This window comes from Acinetobacter geminorum (assembly GCF_013009345.1).
In the GTDB taxonomy this organism is placed as follows: Bacteria; Pseudomonadota; Gammaproteobacteria; order Pseudomonadales; family Moraxellaceae; genus Acinetobacter; species Acinetobacter geminorum.
This window is the reverse complement of record NZ_JABELE010000006.1, coordinates 1-21,736: the sequence shown is the minus strand read 5'-3', so window position 1 is coordinate 21,736 and position 21,736 is coordinate 1. Positions and strand designations below refer to the sequence as shown.

The 21,736-nt window shown below is 39.9% G+C and carries 18 protein-coding genes, 2 tRNA genes and 1 other RNA gene; 15 read left to right on the top strand and 6 right to left on the bottom strand.

The window, feature by feature from the left end; translation table 11 throughout:
- Window positions 1-11: 11 nt before the first annotated feature.
- From rnpB to HJG58_RS06915, 3 genes are all read left to right on the top strand, one after another.
- An RNA gene (rnpB, locus tag HJG58_RS06925) (RNase P RNA component class A) lies at window positions 12-367 on the top strand.
- 64 nt (window positions 368-431) lie between these two features.
- Window positions 432-508: transfer RNA gene (locus HJG58_RS06920), tRNA-Met, on the top strand.
- A gap of 148 nt (window positions 509-656) precedes the next feature.
- Window positions 657-1,841 (top strand): porin, encoded by a 1,185-nt coding sequence (locus tag HJG58_RS06915; protein WP_170248373.1) that lies wholly within the window; start codon window positions 657-659, stop codon window positions 1,839-1,841.
- A 53-nt stretch (window positions 1,842-1,894) separates the two neighbouring features.
- Here the strand turns inward: HJG58_RS06915 and HJG58_RS06910 are convergent, their stop codons facing one another.
- Window positions 1,895-2,875 carry a LysR family transcriptional regulator gene (locus tag HJG58_RS06910; RefSeq protein WP_170248372.1) on the bottom strand — a complete coding sequence of 327 codons (981 nt, stop codon included), beginning with the start codon at window positions 2,873-2,875 and terminating at the stop codon, window positions 1,895-1,897.
- Between the two features lie 103 nt (window positions 2,876-2,978).
- On the opposite strand from HJG58_RS06910, the gene HJG58_RS06905 reads away from it, so the two are divergent.
- From HJG58_RS06905 to HJG58_RS06875, 7 genes are all read left to right on the top strand, one after another.
- The gene (locus HJG58_RS06905) at window positions 2,979-4,091 is read left to right on the top strand and encodes a tartrate dehydrogenase (RefSeq protein ID WP_170248371.1); all 1,113 of its coding nucleotides are present in this window, start codon (window positions 2,979-2,981) and stop codon (window positions 4,089-4,091) included.
- A gap of 20 nt (window positions 4,092-4,111) precedes the next feature.
- Window positions 4,112-5,764, top strand: a complete 1,653-nt coding sequence (locus HJG58_RS06900) for a BCCT family carnitine transporter (protein WP_080631146.1) — start codon at window positions 4,112-4,114, stop codon at window positions 5,762-5,764.
- An 11-nt stretch (window positions 5,765-5,775) separates the two neighbouring features.
- Entirely contained in the window at window positions 5,776-6,750 is a 975-nt protein-coding gene (locus HJG58_RS06895) for an alpha/beta hydrolase (RefSeq protein ID WP_170248370.1), read from the top strand.
- Between the two features lie 42 nt (window positions 6,751-6,792).
- Entirely contained in the window at window positions 6,793-7,908 is a 1,116-nt protein-coding gene (cntA, locus tag HJG58_RS06890; RefSeq protein WP_002120432.1) for a carnitine monooxygenase subunit alpha, read from the top strand.
- A gap of 63 nt (window positions 7,909-7,971) precedes the next feature.
- Window positions 7,972-9,423, top strand: coding sequence for an NAD-dependent succinate-semialdehyde dehydrogenase (locus HJG58_RS06885; protein ID WP_170248369.1), 1,452 nt, complete (start codon window positions 7,972-7,974; stop codon window positions 9,421-9,423).
- 47 nt (window positions 9,424-9,470) lie between these two features.
- On the top strand, window positions 9,471-10,427 hold the full coding sequence (gene cntB / locus HJG58_RS06880) for a carnitine monooxygenase, reductase subunit CntB (protein ID WP_171545247.1): 957 nt from the start codon (window positions 9,471-9,473) through the stop codon (window positions 10,425-10,427).
- A 157-nt stretch (window positions 10,428-10,584) separates the two neighbouring features.
- Window positions 10,585-10,661 (top strand) — tRNA-Met (locus HJG58_RS06875).
- A gap of 43 nt (window positions 10,662-10,704) precedes the next feature.
- Here the strand turns inward: HJG58_RS06875 and HJG58_RS06870 are convergent.
- The 5 genes from HJG58_RS06870 to HJG58_RS06850 form a co-directional block, all read right to left on the bottom strand.
- Window positions 10,705-11,733 (bottom strand): hypothetical protein, encoded by a 1,029-nt coding sequence (locus HJG58_RS06870; RefSeq protein WP_086266018.1) that lies wholly within the window; start codon window positions 11,731-11,733, stop codon window positions 10,705-10,707.
- On the bottom strand, window positions 11,726-13,351 hold the full coding sequence (locus HJG58_RS06865; RefSeq protein WP_170248368.1) for an NAD+ synthase: 1,626 nt from the start codon (window positions 13,349-13,351) through the stop codon (window positions 11,726-11,728). Before HJG58_RS06865 ends, HJG58_RS06870 begins: the two co-directional genes overlap by 8 nt.
- 385 nt (window positions 13,352-13,736) lie before the next feature.
- A complete protein-coding gene (locus HJG58_RS06860; protein ID WP_170248367.1) occupies window positions 13,737-14,297 on the bottom strand; it encodes a hypothetical protein in 561 nt (186 codons plus the stop codon).
- Window positions 14,298-14,454: 157 nt separating this feature from the next.
- Window positions 14,455-14,907, bottom strand: a complete 453-nt coding sequence (gene hemJ, locus HJG58_RS06855) for a protoporphyrinogen oxidase HemJ (protein WP_002120291.1) — start codon at window positions 14,905-14,907, stop codon at window positions 14,455-14,457.
- Between the two features lie 18 nt (window positions 14,908-14,925).
- Window positions 14,926-16,155 (bottom strand): beta-ketoacyl synthase N-terminal-like domain-containing protein, encoded by a 1,230-nt coding sequence (locus HJG58_RS06850; protein ID WP_002120440.1) that lies wholly within the window; start codon window positions 16,153-16,155, stop codon window positions 14,926-14,928.
- A 300-nt stretch (window positions 16,156-16,455) separates the two neighbouring features.
- Here HJG58_RS06850 and HJG58_RS06845 point away from each other — a divergent pair, with 300 nt between their 5' ends.
- From HJG58_RS06845 to HJG58_RS06825, 5 genes are all read left to right on the top strand, one after another.
- Complete coding sequence (locus HJG58_RS06845; RefSeq protein ID WP_171545246.1) at window positions 16,456-17,775, top strand: EcsC family protein; 1,320 nt, start codon at window positions 16,456-16,458, stop codon at window positions 17,773-17,775.
- A 200-nt stretch (window positions 17,776-17,975) separates the two neighbouring features.
- A complete protein-coding gene (gene rpsL, locus HJG58_RS06840) occupies window positions 17,976-18,350 on the top strand; it encodes a 30S ribosomal protein S12 (RefSeq protein ID WP_002050319.1) in 375 nt (124 codons plus the stop codon).
- Between the two features lie 160 nt (window positions 18,351-18,510).
- Window positions 18,511-18,981: a 30S ribosomal protein S7 gene (gene rpsG, locus HJG58_RS06835; protein ID WP_001138055.1), complete on the top strand. Its 471-nt coding sequence runs from the start codon at window positions 18,511-18,513 to the stop codon at window positions 18,979-18,981.
- Window positions 18,982-19,158: 177 nt separating this feature from the next.
- Window positions 19,159-21,297 (top strand): elongation factor G, encoded by a 2,139-nt coding sequence (gene fusA, locus HJG58_RS06830; protein ID WP_002120436.1) that lies wholly within the window; start codon window positions 19,159-19,161, stop codon window positions 21,295-21,297.
- A 95-nt stretch (window positions 21,298-21,392) separates the two neighbouring features.
- A partial coding sequence (locus HJG58_RS06825) for a GTP-binding protein (RefSeq protein ID WP_170248366.1) occupies window positions 21,393-21,736 on the top strand: 344 nt, incomplete at its 3' end.

Sequence of the window (21,736 nt, the reverse complement as noted above, 5' to 3'; positions counted from 1 at the left end):
TATGCGCCCCTGAGGTGAGCTGGATGGTCGCTGCTGTGGAGGTCTTCGTGACTGAAGCAGGGGAGGAAAGTCCGGGCTTCATAGGGCAGGGTGCCAGGTAACGCCTGGGCGGTGAAAGCCGACGGAAAGTGCAGCAGAGAGTAGACCGCCTCATTCGTGAGGTAAGGGTGAAAGGGTGCGGTAAGAGCGCACCGCGTGTCTGGTAACAGTTCACGGCATGGTAAACCCCACCAGAAGCAAGACCAAATAGGAATCCTGAGGTACGGCCCGTACTGGATTCGGGTAGGTCGCTTGAGCGTATGAGTGATTGTACGCCTAGAGGAATGACCATCCTCGACAGAACCCGGCTTATAGGCTCACTTCACCTCATTTTATTTAAAATTTTTCTTGACGTGCGTTAAAGAAGTTAAGATAATGCGCGCACAGTTTTCGGCTATGTAGCTCAGTTGGTTAGAGCACCGCACTCATAATGCGGGGGTCACAAGTTCAAGTCTCGTCATAGCCACCATTTTATAGACCACGCTCCTGCGTGGTCTTTTTTTATGCTCATTTTTTGATTAAACACAGTTTGTAAAGACCGACTTTATAGTTGTGGCATTGTTTGTCTAGACCAATTTCTTCATGTTCTTATAACACTTAACAAGGATGTTGAAGACATGAAAAGGTCATTATTATTTTTAGGAATTTTAAGTTTAACTGCGGGAGTAGAGGCTTCTGCGGCTGATTTGAGTTGGGGAGATCCAACTTTAGATTCGGGTCAATTTAAAGTGTCTGGCGCAGTACGTTCTCGTTATTTGCATAAAGATTATGTGGTTGATGCAAATGAAGGGTCCCAAAATGATGATTGGCGGTTAACTGATATTAAATTAGTATTAGGTTATGAAAATCCAGATTGGATTGCAGGTGCGGATGCCCGTTGTTATCAATATGATCGCTTGTGTGATGCGATTTTTCTAAAAAAAGCTTGGGTAGGTTATAAATTATCTGATCAGCAGAGAATCACGGCAGGTTTGCAACCCGTTGATTTTGGCTTTGGCGAATTTTGGGGAAGTAGCTATTACGAAACTCTTTTAAATACTGGCGGTTTAGAAGATATCGATAATCTGGGGATTAAATATAAATTTGCAGATGATAAATATAATTTGACCCTAGGATTCTATCCCACTGATGGCGGAAATTATAAGGGAACTTCAAAGGACTCAAGCAGATACAGTGGTAACTTTGTGGAAGCTGATGATTTAACCACAGGTACTAATATCGAAGAAAAGAATATGTGGATTGCTCGAGGATCTAGAAAATTTGAACTTGATAAAGCTCAAAAATTTTCGACCGAGTTAGGTGGTTCAGTTTGGTACTCTGATTTAGAAAATAAAAGAACTGATGAAGACGGTCATCGCAAATCATGGAACATTTTTGCTCAAACGCAATATCAGGCATGGCAATGGATGTTTTTAGCTGGTAAGCAAGATGTGACGAATGGGGATGATTTATTGCCAAATAGCTCAACCATTGGAGCATTTGATTATCCATATCAAGTTGCCAATAAAGGTAAATATTTGGTTAATGAAATTAACTATACCTTTGCTAAGCCATTCCACAAACTTGAAAATATTAAGCCTTATATTTCTCATAGCCGCTTTTTTAAAGACGAGAATGGCTATAAAGATTCTGAACGCTTAATAGCAGGGGTTTATTTTAATTACAAAGCCATTGGTATTCAGGGGGAATATATTATGAGTAAAAACGACCCAATGGTTGGTGGTGGGGCTGATGGCCTTGCACAAGGTATTAGTAATCATTGGGATAAATTATTTTATCTTTCAATCGGGTACTATTTTTAAAATTTAAAAGCAATTTATTGCCCTAAGTGAACAGGCGTAACTTAGGGCTTTTTTTATAGAAAGACTTTTTCTGGCGGTGGTTCTCGCTTAACTGCCGGAGAAATGAGTTGTCCTCGGGTTAGGTTTTGAATGTGCTGTAAACGATTGAGCAATTCGTTTTGAATAAACAAAATACAGGTTTGTAATTTAGATGAGCTTTTGAGTCGTGATGGATAAACCGCCCATATATCTGCATCTTGCCAATATTCAGGCAAAATATGCTGGAGTTGACCTGTAATTAATTCATCTGCTACATCCCAAATTGAACGGAAAATAATGCCATGACCTTCTATAACAAGCTGATGAATAATTTCGCCGTTGTTAGAAACAAAGCGTGGTTTGATATGTACTGCGACATCTTCAGAGGCATGCCTAAATTTCCATAAAACTGAAGATTGATCGCGTTCACTAATCGTTAAGCAATCATGTGACTGCAAGTCTTCAATACAGTCCGGTACTCCGTGTTTAAGTAAATAACTTGGCGCCGCACACAAAATTCTAAAATTAGACGCCAGCTTCTTCGCAATCATATTCGGTGCGATTTCATTACCAATTCTAATGTCCAAATCAATACTGTGTTGAATCAGGTCTTTGGTATTGTCGATGGTGTCAAAATGAATTTGAAGCTTTGGATAGAGCATCATTAATTTAGACAGAATCGGTGCGATATGTTTTCTGCCAAAACCAAAGCTACTAATAATATCCATACGACCCGTAGGTGTACTCAGTGGGTTATTCACCAGTTCGCATACTTCATCAAATTCTTCAAGAATATTTGAAACTCTTTCAAGGATGAGTTTGCCATCTTCTGTCAGACTAACGTGACGCGTACTGCGATGAAAAAGTTTGCAGCTCAACGTGTTTTCTAAAATATTAATTCGCTTGCTAATAAAAGCTGGCGAAGTCCCGAGTTCCTCAGCAGATTCGACAAAACTTTTTAGTTTGGCGACTGTGCAAAAAACCTTTAAATCCGATAGGTTAGGTAGATTATTCACGATCCGTGTCCATTGGAGTGATAGTTCTGTTGTTGATCATTTTTGCTTAAAACATCATGTTTAAGCCATACAAGGATATTAGTCGAAGGTGTGAAGGAAGCTTATGGCAAAAAGATATAAAGTTGCCACGATTGCAGGCGATGGCATTGGTTTAGAAGTTCTACCAGAAGGCATTAAGGTTGTAAAGGCAGCAGCAGAGAAGTACGGCATTGAGCTTCAGTTAGATGCATTTGAATGGGCAAGCTGCGATTACTACCTTGAGCACGGCAAAATGATGCCAGATGACTGGTTTGAAACTTTGCAGGGCTACGATGCAATTTATTTTGGTGCTGTAGGCTGGCCAGATAAAGTACCTGACCATATTTCACTTTGGGAGTCGCTACTCCAGTTCCGTCGTGGTTTTGACCAATATGTGAATTTACGTCCAGTGCGCTTAATGTCGGGTGTTAAATGTCCCTTAGTAGGTAAAAAACCGGGCGACATCGACTTTTACGTGGTCCGTGAAAACAGTGAAGGTGAATATTCAGCTATTGGTGGTAAGGCTTTTGAAGGAACAGATCGAGAGTTTGTTTTACAAGAAGCTGTATTTACACGTCATGGCGTAGATCGCATTTTGCGTTATGCATTTGAGTTTGCAAATCAGCGTGATGCGAAAAAACTTACCGCAGCGACCAAGTCAAATGGTATTGCCGTTAGCATGCCGTACTGGGATGAGCGTGTTGATGCGATGGCAAAACAATATCCACAAATTCAGGCCGATAAACAGCACGTTGATATTTTAGCAGCTCGTTTTGTTTTACAACCTGAACGCTTTGATGTGGTTGTAGCATCGAATTTATTCGGCGACATTCTTTCCGATTTAGGACCTGCATGTACGGGAACTATAGGTTTAGCGGCTTCGGCAAATTTAAACCCAGAAAGGAAATTCCCATCATTGTTTGAACCGGTCCATGGTTCAGCACCAGATATTTACGGTAAACAAATTGCCAACCCAATCGCTGCGATTTGGTCGGGTGCCATGATGTTCGAGTTCTTTGGTGAAGAAGACGAGCGTTGCATCCAAGCAGGTCAGGACATTATGCAGGCGATTGAGCATGTATTAATTAATGGGCCAAAGACAGCCGATATTGGTGGTCAGGCAAAAACTTATGAGGTAGGAGATGCAATTGCATCGTGTGTAGCCCAAATTAAAATGGACGTGTTCGCTATGGAATAACGCCATCCAAAAATGGATGTATGGATATGGATAATCAAAACACAAAAATTTATACGGATAAAGTTCTTGCCGTAACCAGTTTACTGTTTGTATTTATTTCAGTTGCTGGTTTGGCGATTTATTCGCAAGAGTCGATAAAGATTGCTGCAACATGGATGCAGTGGACGACATCGGTATTTACAACTCCAGTATTACTGTTTGCTTTTTTAGCCATTATTTTTACTTTTGGTCTAGCTTTTAGTAAATACGGCAAAATCAAACTAGGTGAAGGGAAACCTCAATACACCACGATGTCATGGATTTTTATGTTCATCTTGTCTGGTATTGGGTCTTCTACATTGTACTGGGGCTTTTTGGACTGGGCCTACTATTATCAAACTCCGGGTTTGAGCTTACCGCCTGAGTCAGCAGAAGCATTGAAATATAGCGTGGCTTATTCATTTTTTCACTCAGGTTTAAGTGCATGGGCAATTTATGCTTTGGCATCAATTTCTTTGTGCTACAGCTACCATGTGAGAAAAAACAAAGGCTTAAGTTTAGCTTCTGTAATTGAGGCTGTAACAGGCTTTAAATCAACCGGTGTGGTTGGGCGTTTAGTCGACTTAATGTTCTTGCTTTGCATGTTTGGTGCATTAACGATTTCGCTTGTACTCACTGCCGTGACATTTACCAATATTTTGTCTCAGCTCACGGGTATTCCAAATACCTTTATGACCAAAGTCATCATTATTTTGGGTGTTTCGGTTCTGTTTGCACTTAGTTCGTATGTAGGTATGGATAAAGGCATGCAGCGTTTAAGCCACATGGTGTGCTTGGGTGTAGTGCTGTTTGCAATTTATGTACTTTGCTTTGGTCCGACTCAATTCATTTTGAATAATTCATTAATGAGTTTTGGGTTAATGGCAACCAACTTTGTTGACATGAGCTTGTTTACCGACCCAATGGGCGATGGCAAGTTTACTCGTGAATGGACTGTATTTTATTGGTTGTGGTGGATTTCATATGCACCCGGTGTGGCACTGTTCGTAACGCGTGTTTCTAAAGGCCGTACTATTAAAGAAGTGATCTTTGCCATGGTAATTGGCGGTAGTGTTGGTCTTTGGTTCATCTTTGGTGTGTTTGAAAACTACAGCGTTTATAGCTTTATTCATGGGGCTGTAAATGTGCCACAAATCTTAAGCCAACAAGGTGGTGAGGTTGCGATTGGTCAATTGCTCAGCCTGTTACCTGCTGGAAAACTCATGATGTGGATTTTCCTAGGCATCATGGTGGTATTCTTGGCAGCACATATGGATGCGGTCGGATATGCGGTTTCAGCAACATGTACACGAGGTTTAAGTGAAGGGCAAGATCCATCACCAAATGCCCGTTTGTTCTGGTGTGTCATGCTGACTTTGGTTCCAATTGCCATGATCTTTAGTAAAGCACCGTTAGACACCATGAAAACTGCAACCATTGTTACAGCTTTACCATTCATCGTGATTATTCTGATTCAAACCTATGGCTTAGTGAAATGGCTGATTCAGGATTATGCCAAAGTTCCATCGCATTTAATTGAGCAACAAGGTTATGATGATGCGGAAATTGGTTTAAACCAGTCTCAAGATGAACATGCAAAACGGATGCAGCTTGAGCTTGCAAGCTCAATCAAACTGGACAGAAAAACCAGCTAGAGGGAACGGTAATGACGACACGTGAACAGACTACTTATGCCTTAAGTGAAGAAATGCAAAGTCTAGTGTACTGGAGCAGCATTTATTCACCAGCAGATGCAGGTATTGACTCAGTTCGTGCAGCATATGACGCAATGTGTCGACACTATACTTTGCCTCGTGATGGCAAGATCGAAGTCGAAGATCGAGTTGTTGCAAATGCAGAGCATTCAGTACCTATTCGCATCTATTCACCAAAAACTAAAGGACCTGAAGCTGGTTGGCCATGTGTGTTGTATTTACATGGTGGTGGTTGGATGGTGGGTGGGCTCGATTCACATGAGTTTATTACCAGTTATTTATGTCAGGACTTAAATGCAGTTGTCATTGGTGTGGATTACCGCATGGCACCAGAGCACCGCTTTCCAGTAGCTTTTGAAGATTGTTTAGCAGTCTATCAATGGCTTAAACAGCATGGTTTTGATTGGCAAATAGATAGTGAAAATATCGTTCTAGCAGGCGATAGCGCTGGGGGTAATTTAGCAGCAGCCCTTGCAGTGCATCTACAGCATAGTGGTTTGCAAGCTCAAGGGCTGGCATTGGTTTATCCATGTTTAACGACAGCATTTGATACCCCAGCCGTGCAAAAGCACGCCCATGCGCCGTTGTTAACGGCTGAAGATATGCATTTTTATTTAAAGGAATATGCACCGAATTCACAAGATTGGCAGGATTTACGTCTAGCACCTTTATTGGCAACTGATTTTTCAGATATGCCTGCCAGTTTTGTAGCCGTTGCAGAGTATGACCCTTTAAGTGATGACGGTTATTTCCTTACCCAAAAATTGCAACAAGCAGGTATCCCGAGCGAGTTCCATTTAGGCAAAGGTTTATTACATGGCAGTTTACGTCTCATGCGTGACTGCCCAGAAGTTCAACAGTTATATCAAAACATGCTTGGTGCGATACGTCGCATGTTTGGCAGTGTCGAAAAGACATCAATTTAATATCGAGTCATTTGGACGAAAAGAATTTAATGGAGTAAAAACATGAGTGCAGTTGAAAAATTACCTGAAGATTTTTGTGCAAACCCAGATGTTGCATGGACTTTTCCTAAAGTTTTCTATACTTCATCGCAAGTTTTTGAGCATGAGAAAGAAGCAATCTTTGCTAAAAGCTGGATTTGTGTTGCACATGGCAGTGAATTGGCACAACCGAATGATTATATTACCCGTAAAGTAATTGGTGAAAATATTGTCATCATTCGTGGTAAAGATAGCGTTTTACGTGCGTTTTATAATGTATGTCCGCACCGTGGTCATGAACTTTTAAGTGGCAGTGGTAAAGCAAAAAATGTAATTACTTGTCCATATCATGCTTGGACTTTTAAGCTAGATGGTAGCTTAGCTTTGGCACGTAATTGTGATCATGTTGAATCTTTCGATAAAGAAAACTCAAGCATGGTGCCTTTAAAAGTCGAGGAATATGCAGGCTTTGTTTTCATTAATATGGATGAAAATGCGACATGCGTAGAAGACCAACTTCCGGAATTTGCTGAACGTTTAAATCAAGCATGTAGTGTAATTAAAGATTTAAAACTGGCAGCACGTTTTGTGACAGAAACTCCAGCAAACTGGAAAGTGATTGTTGATAACTATCTAGAATGTTACCACTGTGGGCCTGCACATCCTGGTTTTGCTGATTCGGTACAAGTTGATAAATATTGGCATACCACACATCAAAACTGGACATTGCAATATGGCTTTGCTCGTTCATCAGAGAAATCATTCAAGCTTGATCCATCAGTAACAGATCCTGAATTTCATGGTTTCTGGACTTGGCCTTGTACCATGTTCAACGTACCACCGGGCAGCAATTTCATGACTGTGATCTATGAGTTCCCAGTTGATGCAGAAACGACTTTGCAGCATTACGATATTTACTTCACCAACGAAGAACTTACTCAAGATCAAAAAGATTTGATTGAGTGGTATCGCAATGTATTCCGTCCTGAAGATTTGAACTTGGTCGAAAGCGTACAACGTGGTTTGAAATCACGTGGTTATCGTGGTCAGGGCCGTATCATGACGGATAAACAACGCTCTGGAATTAGTGAGCATGGTATTGCTTACTTCCAGCATTTAGTGGCGCAGCATCACAAATAAAACAAATGGATTTATTCAGGTGTAAAGATGACTTACACCTGATTCTTCAGTTAGGAAGATGATATGTCGAGTTTACAAAGTACTGAATTATTTCAGCAACAAGCCTATATTAACGGGCAATGGCTAGCTGCACAGTCAAATGCAACGGTTCCGGTGAGTAACCCTGCAACAGGCGAAGAAATTGGCACAATTCCAAATATGGGAGCGGTTGAGGCGACTCAAGCAGTTGAGGCTGCTTATACGGCTTTACAAAGTTGGAAAGCTTTAACTGCCCAAAACCGTGCAGATATTTTATTAGCTTGGTACAAACTGGTTCTCGATCATACCGATGAACTTGCTTTAATCATGACCATTGAACAAGGTAAACCTTTGGCAGAAGCGAAAGGTGAGGTGCGTTATGCTGCATCATTTATTCAATGGTTTGCCGAAGAAGGCAAACGTATTTATGGTGATGTAATTCCAACCGTAAATAACCAGCAGCGTTTTATTATTAGTAAAGAACCTGTTGGTGTGGTGGCTGCAATTACGCCGTGGAATTTTCCAATTGCTATGATTACGCGTAAAGCAGCACCAGCTTTAGCAGCGGGTTGTACGATAGTGATTAAGCCAGCGAATGAAACGCCTTACTGTGCTTTAGCGATTGCGAAACTTGCCGAAAAAGCAGGTATTCCAGCTGGTGTGATTAATATTGTTACTGGTAAATCTCAAGAAATTGGTTCGGTATTTACTTCACATGAAAAAGTGAAAAAATTAACCTTTACTGGCTCAACTCCAGTAGGTCGCCTACTGATGCAGCAGTGTTCAAGCACCATTAAAAAATTAGCGCTTGAGTTAGGCGGTAATGCTCCTCTGATTGTCTTTGATGATGCCGATTTAGATAAAGCTGTACAAGGTGCGATTTTTGCAAAGTTCCGTAATGCGGGCCAGACCTGTGTTTGTGCTAACCGCATTTATGTCCACGACAATATTTATCAAGCTTTTGCCGAGAAGTTTGTACAAGAAGTACAAAAGTTTAAAGTCGGTAATGGACTTGAAGATGGCGTGCAAATTGGCCCATTAATTAATGAAAAGGCTGTTTTGAAAGCACAGCAGTTGATTGATGATGCAGTTAGTAAAGGCGCTAAAGTCGCTTGTGGTGGCAAACAGCATGCTTTAGGGCAAACCTTTTATGAACCATCTGTTTTAACTAACGTTGATCGTACGATGGAAATTGTCCAAGAGGAAATTTTTGGTCCAGTTGCACCCCTCATTCGCTTTACTGATGAGGCTGATGTTGTTGCTCAAGCAAATGACACCATCTTTGGTTTGGCTGCTTATGTTTATAGTGAAAATATCTCACGTTTATGGCGAGTATCAGAACAGCTTGAATATGGAATGGTCGGTATGAATGCTACAGCAATTTCAAATGAAGTTGTACCATTTGGCGGTGTGAAACAATCAGGTGTTGGGCGTGAAGGCTCAAAGTATGGTCTTGAAGAATTCATGACCATTAAATACATGTGTTTAGGGCTTTAAGGATAAGCCCTAACAACAAGAATATGCGGTAAAAGAAGGATTCTAATATGGCTAATCATTATGAAATGTTCCCAGCGGTTGTTACTCAAGTGGAACAGCTAACCCCTTTAATCAAACGGTTTACGTTCAAACGTCAAGATGGGCAGAACTTTCCTCGATTTAGTGGGGGAAGCCATATTATTGTCAAAATGAATGAACAACTTTCAAATGCGTATTCACTAATGAGCTGTACGCAAGATTTATCGACTTATCAAGTCTGTGTTCGTAAGGATGTAGAAGGTAAGGGCGGTTCAGTTTTTATGCATGATCAATGCAATGAAGGCTGTGAAATCCAGATTTCAGAACCAAAAAATTTATTTCCATTAGCTGAAACAGGGAATAAACATATTCTAATTGCAGGTGGAATTGGCATTACACCATTCTTACCTCAAATGGATGAGCTTGCAGCGCGTGGTGCTGAGTATGAACTACATTATGCTTATCGCTCACCTGAACATGCGGCCTTGTTAGATGAGTTAAAGCAGAAACATGCAGAACATGTGTTTAGTTATGTTGACTCAGAAGGTTGCTCATTAAATCTGGATGAACTGCTTTCATCACAACCTAAAGGCACACATGTCTATGTTTGTGGGCCGAAACCCATGATTGATGCTGTGATTGATTGTTGTAACAAGCATCGTTACCGCGATGAATACATTCACTGGGAACAATTTGCCTCAACAGTTCCTGAAGATGGTGAAGCATTTACGGTGGTACTTGCTAAGTCTAATCAAGAAATTGAAGTACAAAGTAACCAGACGATTTTACAAGCCATCGAAACATTAAATATTGATGTGGAATGTCTATGCCGAGAAGGGGTTTGTGGTACATGTGAAACTGCTATTTTAGAAGGCGAAGCAGAGCATTTCGATCAATACTTAAGTGATGCCGAAAAGGCTTCACAAAAGAGCATGATGATTTGTGTATCAAGAGCTAAAGGTAAGAAACTGGTATTAGATCTTTAATATATTTCTGTGGACGATCAATTGCTTAAAGTATAAGTTTGCTAAAAAACGAACAAATAATGATGATCTGAATCTTATTTGTTCAATTGATGGACATTAAGGGTTTTTACCTATTGACCTGCTATATATAACTATAGATAATGCGCACACAGTTTACGGCTATGTAGCTCAGTTGGTTAGAGCACCGCACTCATAATGCGGGGGTCACAAGTTCAAGTCTCGTCATAGCCACCATTTTAAAAACCACGCTCCTGCGTGGTTTCTTTTTATCTACTTCTTACTCATTGAAATGTTTTTCAATTATATCGAGTGTTTTTGAGCTTTGATAAAAAGGAGCTAGTAGTGCTTGAAGTAACGGTTCTAAAATACCGTGCTCATTGAAGGCATCCATAACCTTCGGATAAAAACGTAAAGCTTCTGTTTGTAAGTCGCTTTCGGTTAAACCAATTTCACTTAATACTTCAAATAAACTTTGGTCTTTATAAAAATCATAAAAAACTTCAACGCCATACAAAATAAGATCTTGCATAAATTCTGATTGACGTAATTCTTTCCAGTATTCGTATATTAAAACAAAGAACTCTTCAACATCGAGAGGAGTGAGTTGTTTCATAAACTCATACATTTTTTTATGTCTGATATCTTCCCAAACATGACGCACTAGACTTTCTAAATCTTCACTCGATAAAAGACTTAATTCTGTAAGTTGCTCGTGAATAAAACTGGCAATCCAGGTTTCAAGTTTATGCTCAAGACGTTGCTGCTGCAAAAAGGAAAATTTTTTGAGTTTATGTTGCCATTCAAAATGATAGTCATCCACTCTAGAGGCAGTTAGAAGTTTTGGTAATTTTTGTTCTAGAGTCGAGGTTGCAATATATTGGCAAAGCTGTTGTACAGAAGGGCTAGTTCTTAAAAACTGGTTGAGATAATGAGGAATATGTTCCATTTCCAAAAATTTGGAGAGCCACATTTCAAATTGGTGGTCAGAGACCAAATCTTGTAACTGAATTGGCGATTTCATCGCAGATAAATAAATACGCTGCGCGATTTCCCCAATAAACTCAAGTAAACCAGCACCTAGCTGCATTTCAAAAGCATAGCGTTTCACAACGGCTTGTAGTTGCTCTAAATCAACAACTTCATGAAGCTTGATTTCGTCAGCATGTTGCATAAACAACTGAATGAATTGCTGGAAATAAATAGGTGAGTTTTCTATAGATAATTGTTTTTTGAAAAATTCCACCTGCTCAAGCAAAAGTGCTTGAGCAAGTGCTGTAGTTTTTGATGAGTTTTTCTGCTCAGTCATTCGCTGTCCAACCGTTGACAATCGGATAACGTCGTTCGCGACTAAATGCACGAGAGGTAATTCTCGGGCCAATCGCACCTTGACGACGTTTGTATTCATTACGATCAACTAAACGGATGACTTTTTCAACAACTTCTTTATCAAAACCTTTGGCAATAATATCGGCCTGACTTAAATCTTCTTCAATGTATGCGTAAAGGATGGCATCCAATACATCATAAGCTGGTAAAGAGTCTTGGTCTTTTTGATCTGGGCGAAGTTCTGCAGAAGGTGGGCGGGTAATCACACGCTCAGGAATCACAGGGGTTTCGCTTAAGCTGTTACGGTATTTTGCTAATTCAAATACGATAGTTTTATAAACATCTTTTAGAACAGCAAAGCCACCAACCATATCGCCATAAAGCGTACAGTAGCCAACTGAAAGTTCAGATTTATTCCCTGTAGCAAGGACTAAATTACCAAATTTGTTTGATAAGCCCATAAGCAATGTGCCACGAGCACGCGCTTGTAAATTTTCTTCAGTTGCGTCAGCTGGTGAATTACCAAAGAAAGGATACAAGGTTTGCATGAAGCTATTTACGATTGAGTGAATTTCAGCAATACCGAAAGTCACACCCATACGGCGAGCTTGTTCAGCCGCATCTTCTACACTAATTTGAGAAGTATAAGTGTAAGGCATCATTACAGCTTGCACTTTTTCTGCACCGATTGCATCAACAGCAATCGCAAGTGTAAGGGCAGAGTCGATACCACCAGAAAGACCCAAAATCACACCAGGAAAGCCTGAGCGCTCTACATAGTCACGAGTTGCCATGACTAAACCTTGATAGATTTCTGCAAAGGTTTCTAAAGCAGGAGCAGACTCAGTGACTTTATATAACTTTGTATCACGATCAAATTCAGCAATATAAATGTCTTCTTTAAAGCTCGGTGCTTGTAAGGCAATTTCACCATTTTGATTGCTAACAAAACTTGTGCCATCAAAAATTAAATCATCTTGTCCACCTACTTGGTTAACATAAACAATATTTAGATGAAGTTGTTTTGCAAGTTCACTTAAGGTCTGTATACGGTGTTGTGGTTTGCCGACTTCATATGGTGATGAGTTGAGTACAAGAGCAGTATCAACATTTAATTGGCTTAACTGTTTTACAGTATTAATTGACCAGATATCTTCACAAATTAATACACCAAACTTATGCCCAAGATATTCAAAAACTAAGTGCTGATGGCCTTTTTGGAAATAGCGTTTTTCATCAAAGACGCCATAGTTTGGTAAATTGTGTTTGTTAAAAACACCCAAAACCTGACCGTCTTTCATGACAGCAGCAGAATTATAACGTTGACCATCTTCTGCCTGGTTTACAAATCCGAAAACCATAACAATATCTTTAACTTCGGCAAGTTGCGCAAAAGCCTTTTGCATACGTTTATTTAAATTTGGACGTAACAATAAGTCTTCAGCTGGATAACCAATAACAGAAAGTTCGGGAAAAATAATCAGGTCAGCGTCTTGTTTTTTCGCCTGATTTACTTGCTCAATCATCTTTTGGGTGTTTGAGTCAATATTGCCAATATGCGGAGAAAACTGAGCAAGGGCAACTTTAAAACTTTTCATTCAAACCTAATCCTAGATCATAACGAATATAGATACACATAGCGTTGATTTTTATGGATATAATTTTTCAACGATGTGTATGGTACGATAGTAAACAATTAAAATAGTAAACAAAAATGTCAAGATCAATAATATATACCAATCCCATATTTTCTGCGTAAAAATAACGAGATTTTCTGTGTAGAATAGAAACACGCTTCATTATTTTTATTGTTTGTATACTGCCTTATCACAAGCTAATTTGGAATAAGGCTGTTCTATTTTTTTCAATAATTTGAATTGAATAAGCGTAATTTTATAGTTTAGATAAGTATTTCTGATTTATAAGAATTCTCATTTACATCAGGCAAAAAATGTTACGTTTAAAGCAACATGGATTATTTAGTTACAAATGAAGCTGAGGTGAACAGATAATATTCGGGATTTTTCCTGTGCAAATGTCACGAGCAATTTCGCCTTGCTGTTCAATATTATAAGTACTAAATGCCTTGTCAGGGTGATAGGTATATTTGTAGGGGTTGTAACTTTTAAGGCTGAGGTAATAGGCTGATTGTAGTAAGGCACCTTTAAGTAGGACATGAATACCTTTTTGATATTGCATGACGTGTGTGAGTTCATGGATAAAAATACCCTGCATAAACTTAGACTCTAGAGCATAATTTTCGCTGTAATCAGAAGGATTGACATAAATATTACCATTTGGGGCCATAAAAATACCGCAAGACTGCCAAGGGAGATAGCGAGTAGCAATAATTTTAGGTTGTTCACAATCGAGCAGATCGCCGAAGACCATTTGAGCTAATAGTTTTTCTTGAGGAGTCAAATACCTAATCGGGTAGTTTTTTAAGTGACGGAAAATAAAAAGTGTAAGAAGAATAAATGGTGTATGGATTAAGCGTTTAAGCACATTAAAAGTTAGCATAGCTTTGCCATTAGATGAGTTCATCTATTTGTTTAGCATAGTATAGATCATGTGTTGCTAAATAAAGAGCCATGGCTATTCATTAATTTTATAGTTCTGTTTTCATAAAACTTTAAATGAATTTCATATTTTTATTATTGTGAATACAAGACTTCTTAGAGAAGAAAAGCAAAAGCCCCAGTTAGAACTGAGGCTTTACAACAACTAGAATCACAACAGCAAATAAAATTAAGGTTGGCATTTCATTAAAAAAACGCCAGAACTTATGTGATTTATAGTGAGCATTTCCGATGAGCTTTTTACGATAATAGCCACATACCAAATGATAAATCACCAATAAAGCCACTAATCCAACTTTGAGGTAAAACCATGTGGCTTGATGATAATGTCGAGTTGCATCACCCCATTCTACAAGGAAATGGGCGGTAATTAATGTAGCAATCATCGAAGGCCACATAATTCCTCGATACAACTTGCGTTCCATTACCTCAAAGCGTTGATGACTTGCAGCATCTTCACTCATAGCATGATAAACATATAGACGTGGTAAGTAGAACAAAGCTGCGAACCAACAAACCACGGCAATAATATGTAATGCTTTTACCCACAAAAAAGCATCAGAAGGTGCATCCATCGATAATCCTAGGTGGGATTATGCATCCCACTTCTTGAAAATAAGGCAAGCGTTAACACCGCCAAAGCCAAAACTGTTACTCATTACAGTATTCAATTTTGCATCACGTTTTTCAAGTACGATATCAAAAGGTTTTGCGCCTTCATCAAGCTCAGTTACGTTGATGTTTGGTGCAATAAAGTCATTCTGCATCATTAGCACAGAGTAAATAGCTTCTTGTACACCAGCGGCGCCCAAGCTATGGCCAGTCATAGATTTGGTCGAGCTAAGAGGAGGTACATTACCTTCACCAAATGCACGCTCCATTGCTTTAAGTTCTGTAATGTCACCAGCTGGAGTAGAAGTACCATGTGTATTTACATAGTCAATTTTTTCTACGCCATGTTGCTTAGCTTCTTCAAGTGCCATTAATACACAACGTGTAGCACCTTCACCGCTTGGAGCAACCATGTCTGCGCCATCACTGTTCGCAGCATAACCAACGACTTCAGCTAAAATATTTGCACCACGAGCTTGTGCGTGTTCAAGTGATTCAAGTACTACGAAACCGCCACCGCCAGCAATAACGAAGCCGTCACGGTCTGCTGAATATGGGCGAGATGCTGTTTCTGGAGAGTCGTTATATTTCGAGCAAAGTGCGCCCATTGCATCAAACAATAAACTTTGAGACCAGTGATCTTCTTCACCGCCACCAGCAAGCATAAGGTCTTGCTTGCCAAGTTGAATTAAGTTGTATGCATAACCAATTGCATCTGCAGAAGTTGCGCAAGCACTTGTAATAGTATGTGAAATACCTTGTAGTTTAAATGCAACACCTACGTTAGCAGTAATGGTGTTTGACATATTACGCGGTACAAAGAATGGACCCACTTTACGTGCGCCTTTAGTCTCTAATAATTCTGTCATTTCAACAACAGAAGCAGTTGAGCCACCACCTGATCCACCTGCAATACCATAACGTGGATTACCAGCAAGTTGTTCAGGAGTAAGTCCTGCATGTTCAACTGCAGCTACAGCAGCGTTGTATGCATACATCGCACATACGCCCATGAAGCGTTTTAATTTACGGTCGATATTATCAAAGTCTTGTTCTGCAGCAGCGCTGACATGACTTTTGAAATTAAGTTCAGCATAAGTTGGGTTAAAACGTGTCCCGGAGATTCCATTTTGAAGTGAGTGAGTAACTGCTTCTAAAGAGTTACCGATACATGAGTTAATACCCATACCAGTGATTACAACACGTTTCATCTACAGGTCCCTTTATGGTGATATATAAGAGTCTATCGTGTTCAACAGCTATGAAAATGAATAGGAGAATATAGCTGTAAGAAAACGAGACCAATGTTTTTCGTTGTGAACATGATAGCAGAAAGGATTTTTATTTCTTATGGCAAATCTTTATGACAATTTTACATTTAAAAAAAATAACCAAATACATAGTATGTTGCATGTAGGGTTAACTAAAATACACACTTTCAAGTTGAGATAAATCCACATTCCACCTAGTATTTATCTCTAATTAGATAAATTAAAAAATCGAGGTACTTGATGACAAAATTTAATAATAATCAATCTGACAATTTGTTTTCTCAGGTCTTCGGAGTGGCTAAAAAGCTCAGTTCTACAGGATTGAGTATTTTACAACAGAACCAATCAGGTGATGTAAGTAAGGTTGTTGAACCAATCCCAACTGGTAAAACTGTTGAAGGTAAATCACGAACAAAAAGCCCATTTGAAGTTGAGCAATATGAAAGTCCTCAACAAATGCTACGAGAGCATTTACCAAAAGTCACACGTCAGGTGTTTGGGCGCCATTTCAAAAAAGTAAACGGCGTTGCTACATTTCTTTCACCTGATTGGGACGAAAAAATCTCAGGCCATTTATTTAACTGGTTAAATGACTTTAGTTCAAAAAGTACCTTAACTGAAAAAATCCTAGAAGAAGCGGGTGCTAAAGATTTATTTGAATTAACTAAAGACACAGGACGCTCTCAACGTTTAAGTCAGGCACTTATTGAACAAAACAAGCTCATTGCGACTGTACAAGGTGCAATTACAGGTGTATCAGGTGTCGTTGGTGCGGCTGTAGATATCCCAGTTTCATTAGTTTTGGTTTTAAGAACTATTTATCAGACAGGAAGATCACATGGCTTTGATTTATTGGAAGCTACTGATCAAGATGTTGTCGAGTTTATTTTTAAAGAAGTTGATATTAGCCTGATTGCTGAGAAGCAAACCCTGTTGTTGGCTTTAAAAACATTAAGAAATATGTTGGAAACACAAGATATTCATCAATTTCAGCAAGTGCTAGGTTCAACCACAGATATAGAGACTCTAAAGAACTGGTTGGTAGATGAAGATGGGGAGTTCAAATGGGAATGGTTGAATCGTATTCCGAAACTCTCAGCTTTTGGGAAATTTACCCCAATTGCAGGTGCGGTTTTAAGCGCAGTGTATAGTTGGAAGCTGCAAGAAGATGTGGGGCATAAAGCTCAAGCAATTTTTGGAGCGGCAAGACATTATTTAAATGAACACCCTAGCGAGCATTTATCTCCGCTGCAAGCCTATTATGCTGCGGTTACACTCATTCAAAAAGCAAGTCCAAGACTTTTAAATATAGGTGAAGATGGTAATATTCATTCTGCTCATCATCATAAAGTAGAAAATCATGAGGTGATTTCAAAAGTTTCTATTGTGTTAAAGCCTACGGAACGCGAAAAGAGTGAAGAAAAAATTCAGGAAAATGTTCATCAAGGTTTAGAACAACTTGCTGACAAACATGTGACAGAACATGAGCATACTGAGCAAAAACCTGCTTTAACACCAGAGGATGATGACGAGATATTGGAAGATAAAAAATACTCTTAACAATACACTTACAAAGTAGAAGTTTAAAAATTGAAAATAGACTCTATTTAAATTTGTAAATCGTCCTGTCAAACATTGATATGGTCAACATTTGGTAAGTATTGCCGTGTTGACCATTTTTGCATCTTGGCTTACAATTATGTGCCCTTAAAAAGAGGTATTTTCTTTTTAAGGTTTTTTAATAACGGGAGAATTGCCATATGGCAACAACGAATCAGTTGATCCGTAAGGGTCGTACGACTTTGGTTGAAAAATCCAAAGTTCCTGCGTTGAAGGCTTGTCCACAACGTCGTGGTGTTTGTACACGTGTTTATACAACTACACCTAAAAAACCTAACTCAGCTATGCGTAAGGTTTGCCGTGTTCGCTTAACTTCAGGTTTTGAAGTATCTAGCTACATCGGTGGTGAAGGCCATAACTTACAAGAGCACAGTGTTGTTCTTATCCGTGGTGGTCGTGTTAAAGACTTACCGGGTGTACGTTACCATACCGTTCGTGGTTCATTAGACTGTGCTGGTGTTAAAGATCGTAATCAATCACGTTCTAAATACGGTACTAAGCGTCCTAAGAAGTAATTCTAGGAAACTAGTCGAATAAGCCCTTTAGCGTTTCGCTTGTTTGAATTCTTCATAGATTTGTAATTCAAGCGACGTATAGTAAGGCCAGCGTCGTGTACATGACACTTGTACAAACTGCTGGATCATCCTGAAGTGTCATATTATTAGGTGTATTAAAATGCCAAGACGTCGCGTAGTCGCTGCTCGTGAGATCCTTCCAGATCCAAAATTTAGCAGCCAAACAATCGCTAAATTCATGAACCACGTAATGCAAGATGGTAAAAAATCTATTGCAGAAAGTATCGTTTACGGTGCTTTAGAACGCGTTCAAGAAAAAAATAAAGTAGACCCAGTTGAATTTTTCGAGACTACTCTTGAAAAAGTTCGTCCTATGGTTGAAGTAAAAGCACGCCGTGTTGGTGGTGCTACTTATCAAGTACCTATGGAAGTACGCCCATCCCGTCGTACTGCCTTAGCTATGCGTTGGTTAGTAGATGCTGCTGCTAAGCGTTCTGAAAAAACGATGGCTTTACGTCTTGCTGGTGAGTTGCTTGATGCAGCTGAAGGTAAAGGTGCAGCAATCAAAAAACGTGAAGATGTGCACCGTATGGCTGAAGCTAACAAAGCCTTCTCTCACTACCGTTTCTAAGCGGATAAAACAGGCCTTATTCAGGAGAATATTCATGCGTACAGCAGCTCGATTCAACATCGCTCTCTATCAAAGTGGGGGCTTTGCAGGTATTTAAGTTGCCTGTTTGGATATTCGCGCGCATCAATTTAATTGGTGCGTCCTGTTTTAAATATAACATTTAGGAATGTAGACATCATGGCTCGCCAAACCCCAATTACTCGTTACCGTAACATCGGTATTTCTGCGCACATTGACGCAGGTAAAACAACTACAACTGAACGTATTTTGTTCTACACAGGTGTATCTCACAAAATTGGTGAAGTACACGACGGTGCAGCAACAATGGACTGGATGGAACAAGAGCAAGAGCGTGGTATTACAATTACCTCTGCTGCTACAACTTGTTTCTGGTCTGGTATGGGTAACCAATTCGAACAACACCGTATCAACGTAATTGACACCCCGGGACACGTAGACTTCACAATCGAAGTTGAACGTTCTATGCGTGTTCTTGACGGTGCGTGCATGGTTTACTGTGCTGTAGGTGGTGTACAACCTCAGTCTGAAACTGTATGGCGTCAAGCGAACAAATATAAAGTGCCTCGTTTAGCATTCGTGAACAAGATGGACCGTACTGGTGCAAACTTCTTCCGTGCTGTTGAGCAAGTTAAAACTCGTTTAGGTGGTAATCCTGTTCCTATCGTTGTGCCAATTGGTGCTGAAGATACATTCCAGGGTGTTGTTGACCTTATCGAAATGAAAGCGATTATCTGGGATGAAGCATCTCAAGGTATGAAGTTTGAATATGCTGATATCCCAGCTGACCTAGTTGATACGTCTAACGAATGGCGTACAAAAATGGTTGAAGCTGCGGCTGAAGCTTCTGAAGAATTAATGGACAAGTACCTAGAAGAAGGTGATCTTTCTAAAGAAGACATCATCGCTGGTTTACGTGCTCGTACATTAGCTTCTGAAATTCAAGTAATGCTTTGTGGTTCTGCATTCAAGAACAAAGGTGTTCAACGTATGTTGGATGCTGTAATTGAATTCTTACCATCACCTACAGAAGTTAAAGCGATCGAAGGTATCCTTGACGACAAAGACGAAACTAAAGCGTCTCGTGAAGCATCTGACGAAGCTCCGTTCTCTGCGCTTGCGTTCAAAATCATGAACGACAAATTCGTAGGTAACTTAACATTCGTACGTGTTTACTCTGGTGTTCTTAAACAAGGTGATCCGGTTTATAACCCAGTTAAAGCTAAGCGTGAACGTATCGGTCGTATCGTGCAAATGCATGCGAACGAACGTCAAGATCTTGATGAAATCCGTGCAGGTGATATCGCAGCGTGTGTAGGTCTTAAAGACGTTACAACTGGTGATACATTATGTGATGAGAAAAACATCATTACTCTTGAGCGTATGGAATTCCCAGAGCCAGTAATTTCATTGGCTGTTGAACCAAAAACTAAAGCAGACCAAGAAAAAATGTCTATCGCTTTAGGTCGTTTGGCTAAAGAAGATCCATCGTTCCGTGTTCGTACAGACGAAGAATCTGGTCAAACAATTATTGCTGGTATGGGTGAACTTCACCTTGACATCATTGTTGACCGTATGAAGCGTGAATTCGGTGTTGAAGCTAACATTGGTAAACCAATGGTTGCTTACCGTGAAACGATCAAAAAGTCTGTTGAACAAGAAGGTAAGTTCGTACGTCAAACTGGTGGTAAAGGTAAGTTTGGTCACGTATATGTACGTCTTGAACCGCTTGATGTTGAAGAAGCTGGTAAAGAATACCAATTCGTTGAAGAAGTTGTTGGTGGTGTAGTACCTAAAGAATTCTTTGGCGCGGTTGACAAAGGTATTCAAGAACGTATGAAGAATGGTGTATTGGCTGGTTACCCTGTTGTTGGTATTAAAGCGACATTATTCGACGGTTCTTACCATGACGTCGACTCTGACGAATTATCGTTCAAAATGGCAGGTTCTTATGCCTTCCGTGATGGTTTCATGAAAGCGGATCCTATCCTTCTTGAACCTATCATGAAAGTTGAAGTAGAAACTCCAGAAGACTACATGGGCGATATCATGGGTGACTTAAACCGTCGTCGTGGTATGGTTCAAGGTATGGACGATCTTCCTGGTGGAACAAAAGCAATTCGTGCAGAAGTTCCTCTTGCTGAGATGTTTGGTTACGCGACTCAAATGCGTTCTATGTCTCAAGGTCGTGCGACTTACTCTATGGAATTTGCTAAATATGCTGAAACTCCACGTAACGTGGCTGAAGGCATCATCGCTAAATTCCAAGCTGGCGGTAAAAAAGGTGACGACGAGTAATCTTTCGATTACTATAAGCCCAAACTAATTTCTTAGTTAAAAACCAAGTGCTCATGGGGTGACCCTCCATGAGTAGTTTATAAAGGAAGATCATCATGGCTAAAGCCAAGTTTGAACGTAATAAGCCACACGTAAACGTGGGCACAATCGGTCACGTTGACCATGGTAAAACAACTTTAACTGCTGCGATTGCAACAATTTGTGCAAAAACTTACGGCGGTGAAGCGAAAGATTACTCACAAATCGACTCAGCACCTGAAGAAAAAGCACGTGGTATTACAATTAATACTTCACACGTAGAATACGATTCTCCAATTCGTCACTACGCGCACGTTGACTGCCCGGGCCACGCCGATTACGTCAAAAACATGATTACTGGTGCTGCTCAGATGGACGGCGCGATCCTTGTGTGTGCTGCGACTGACGGTCCAATGCCACA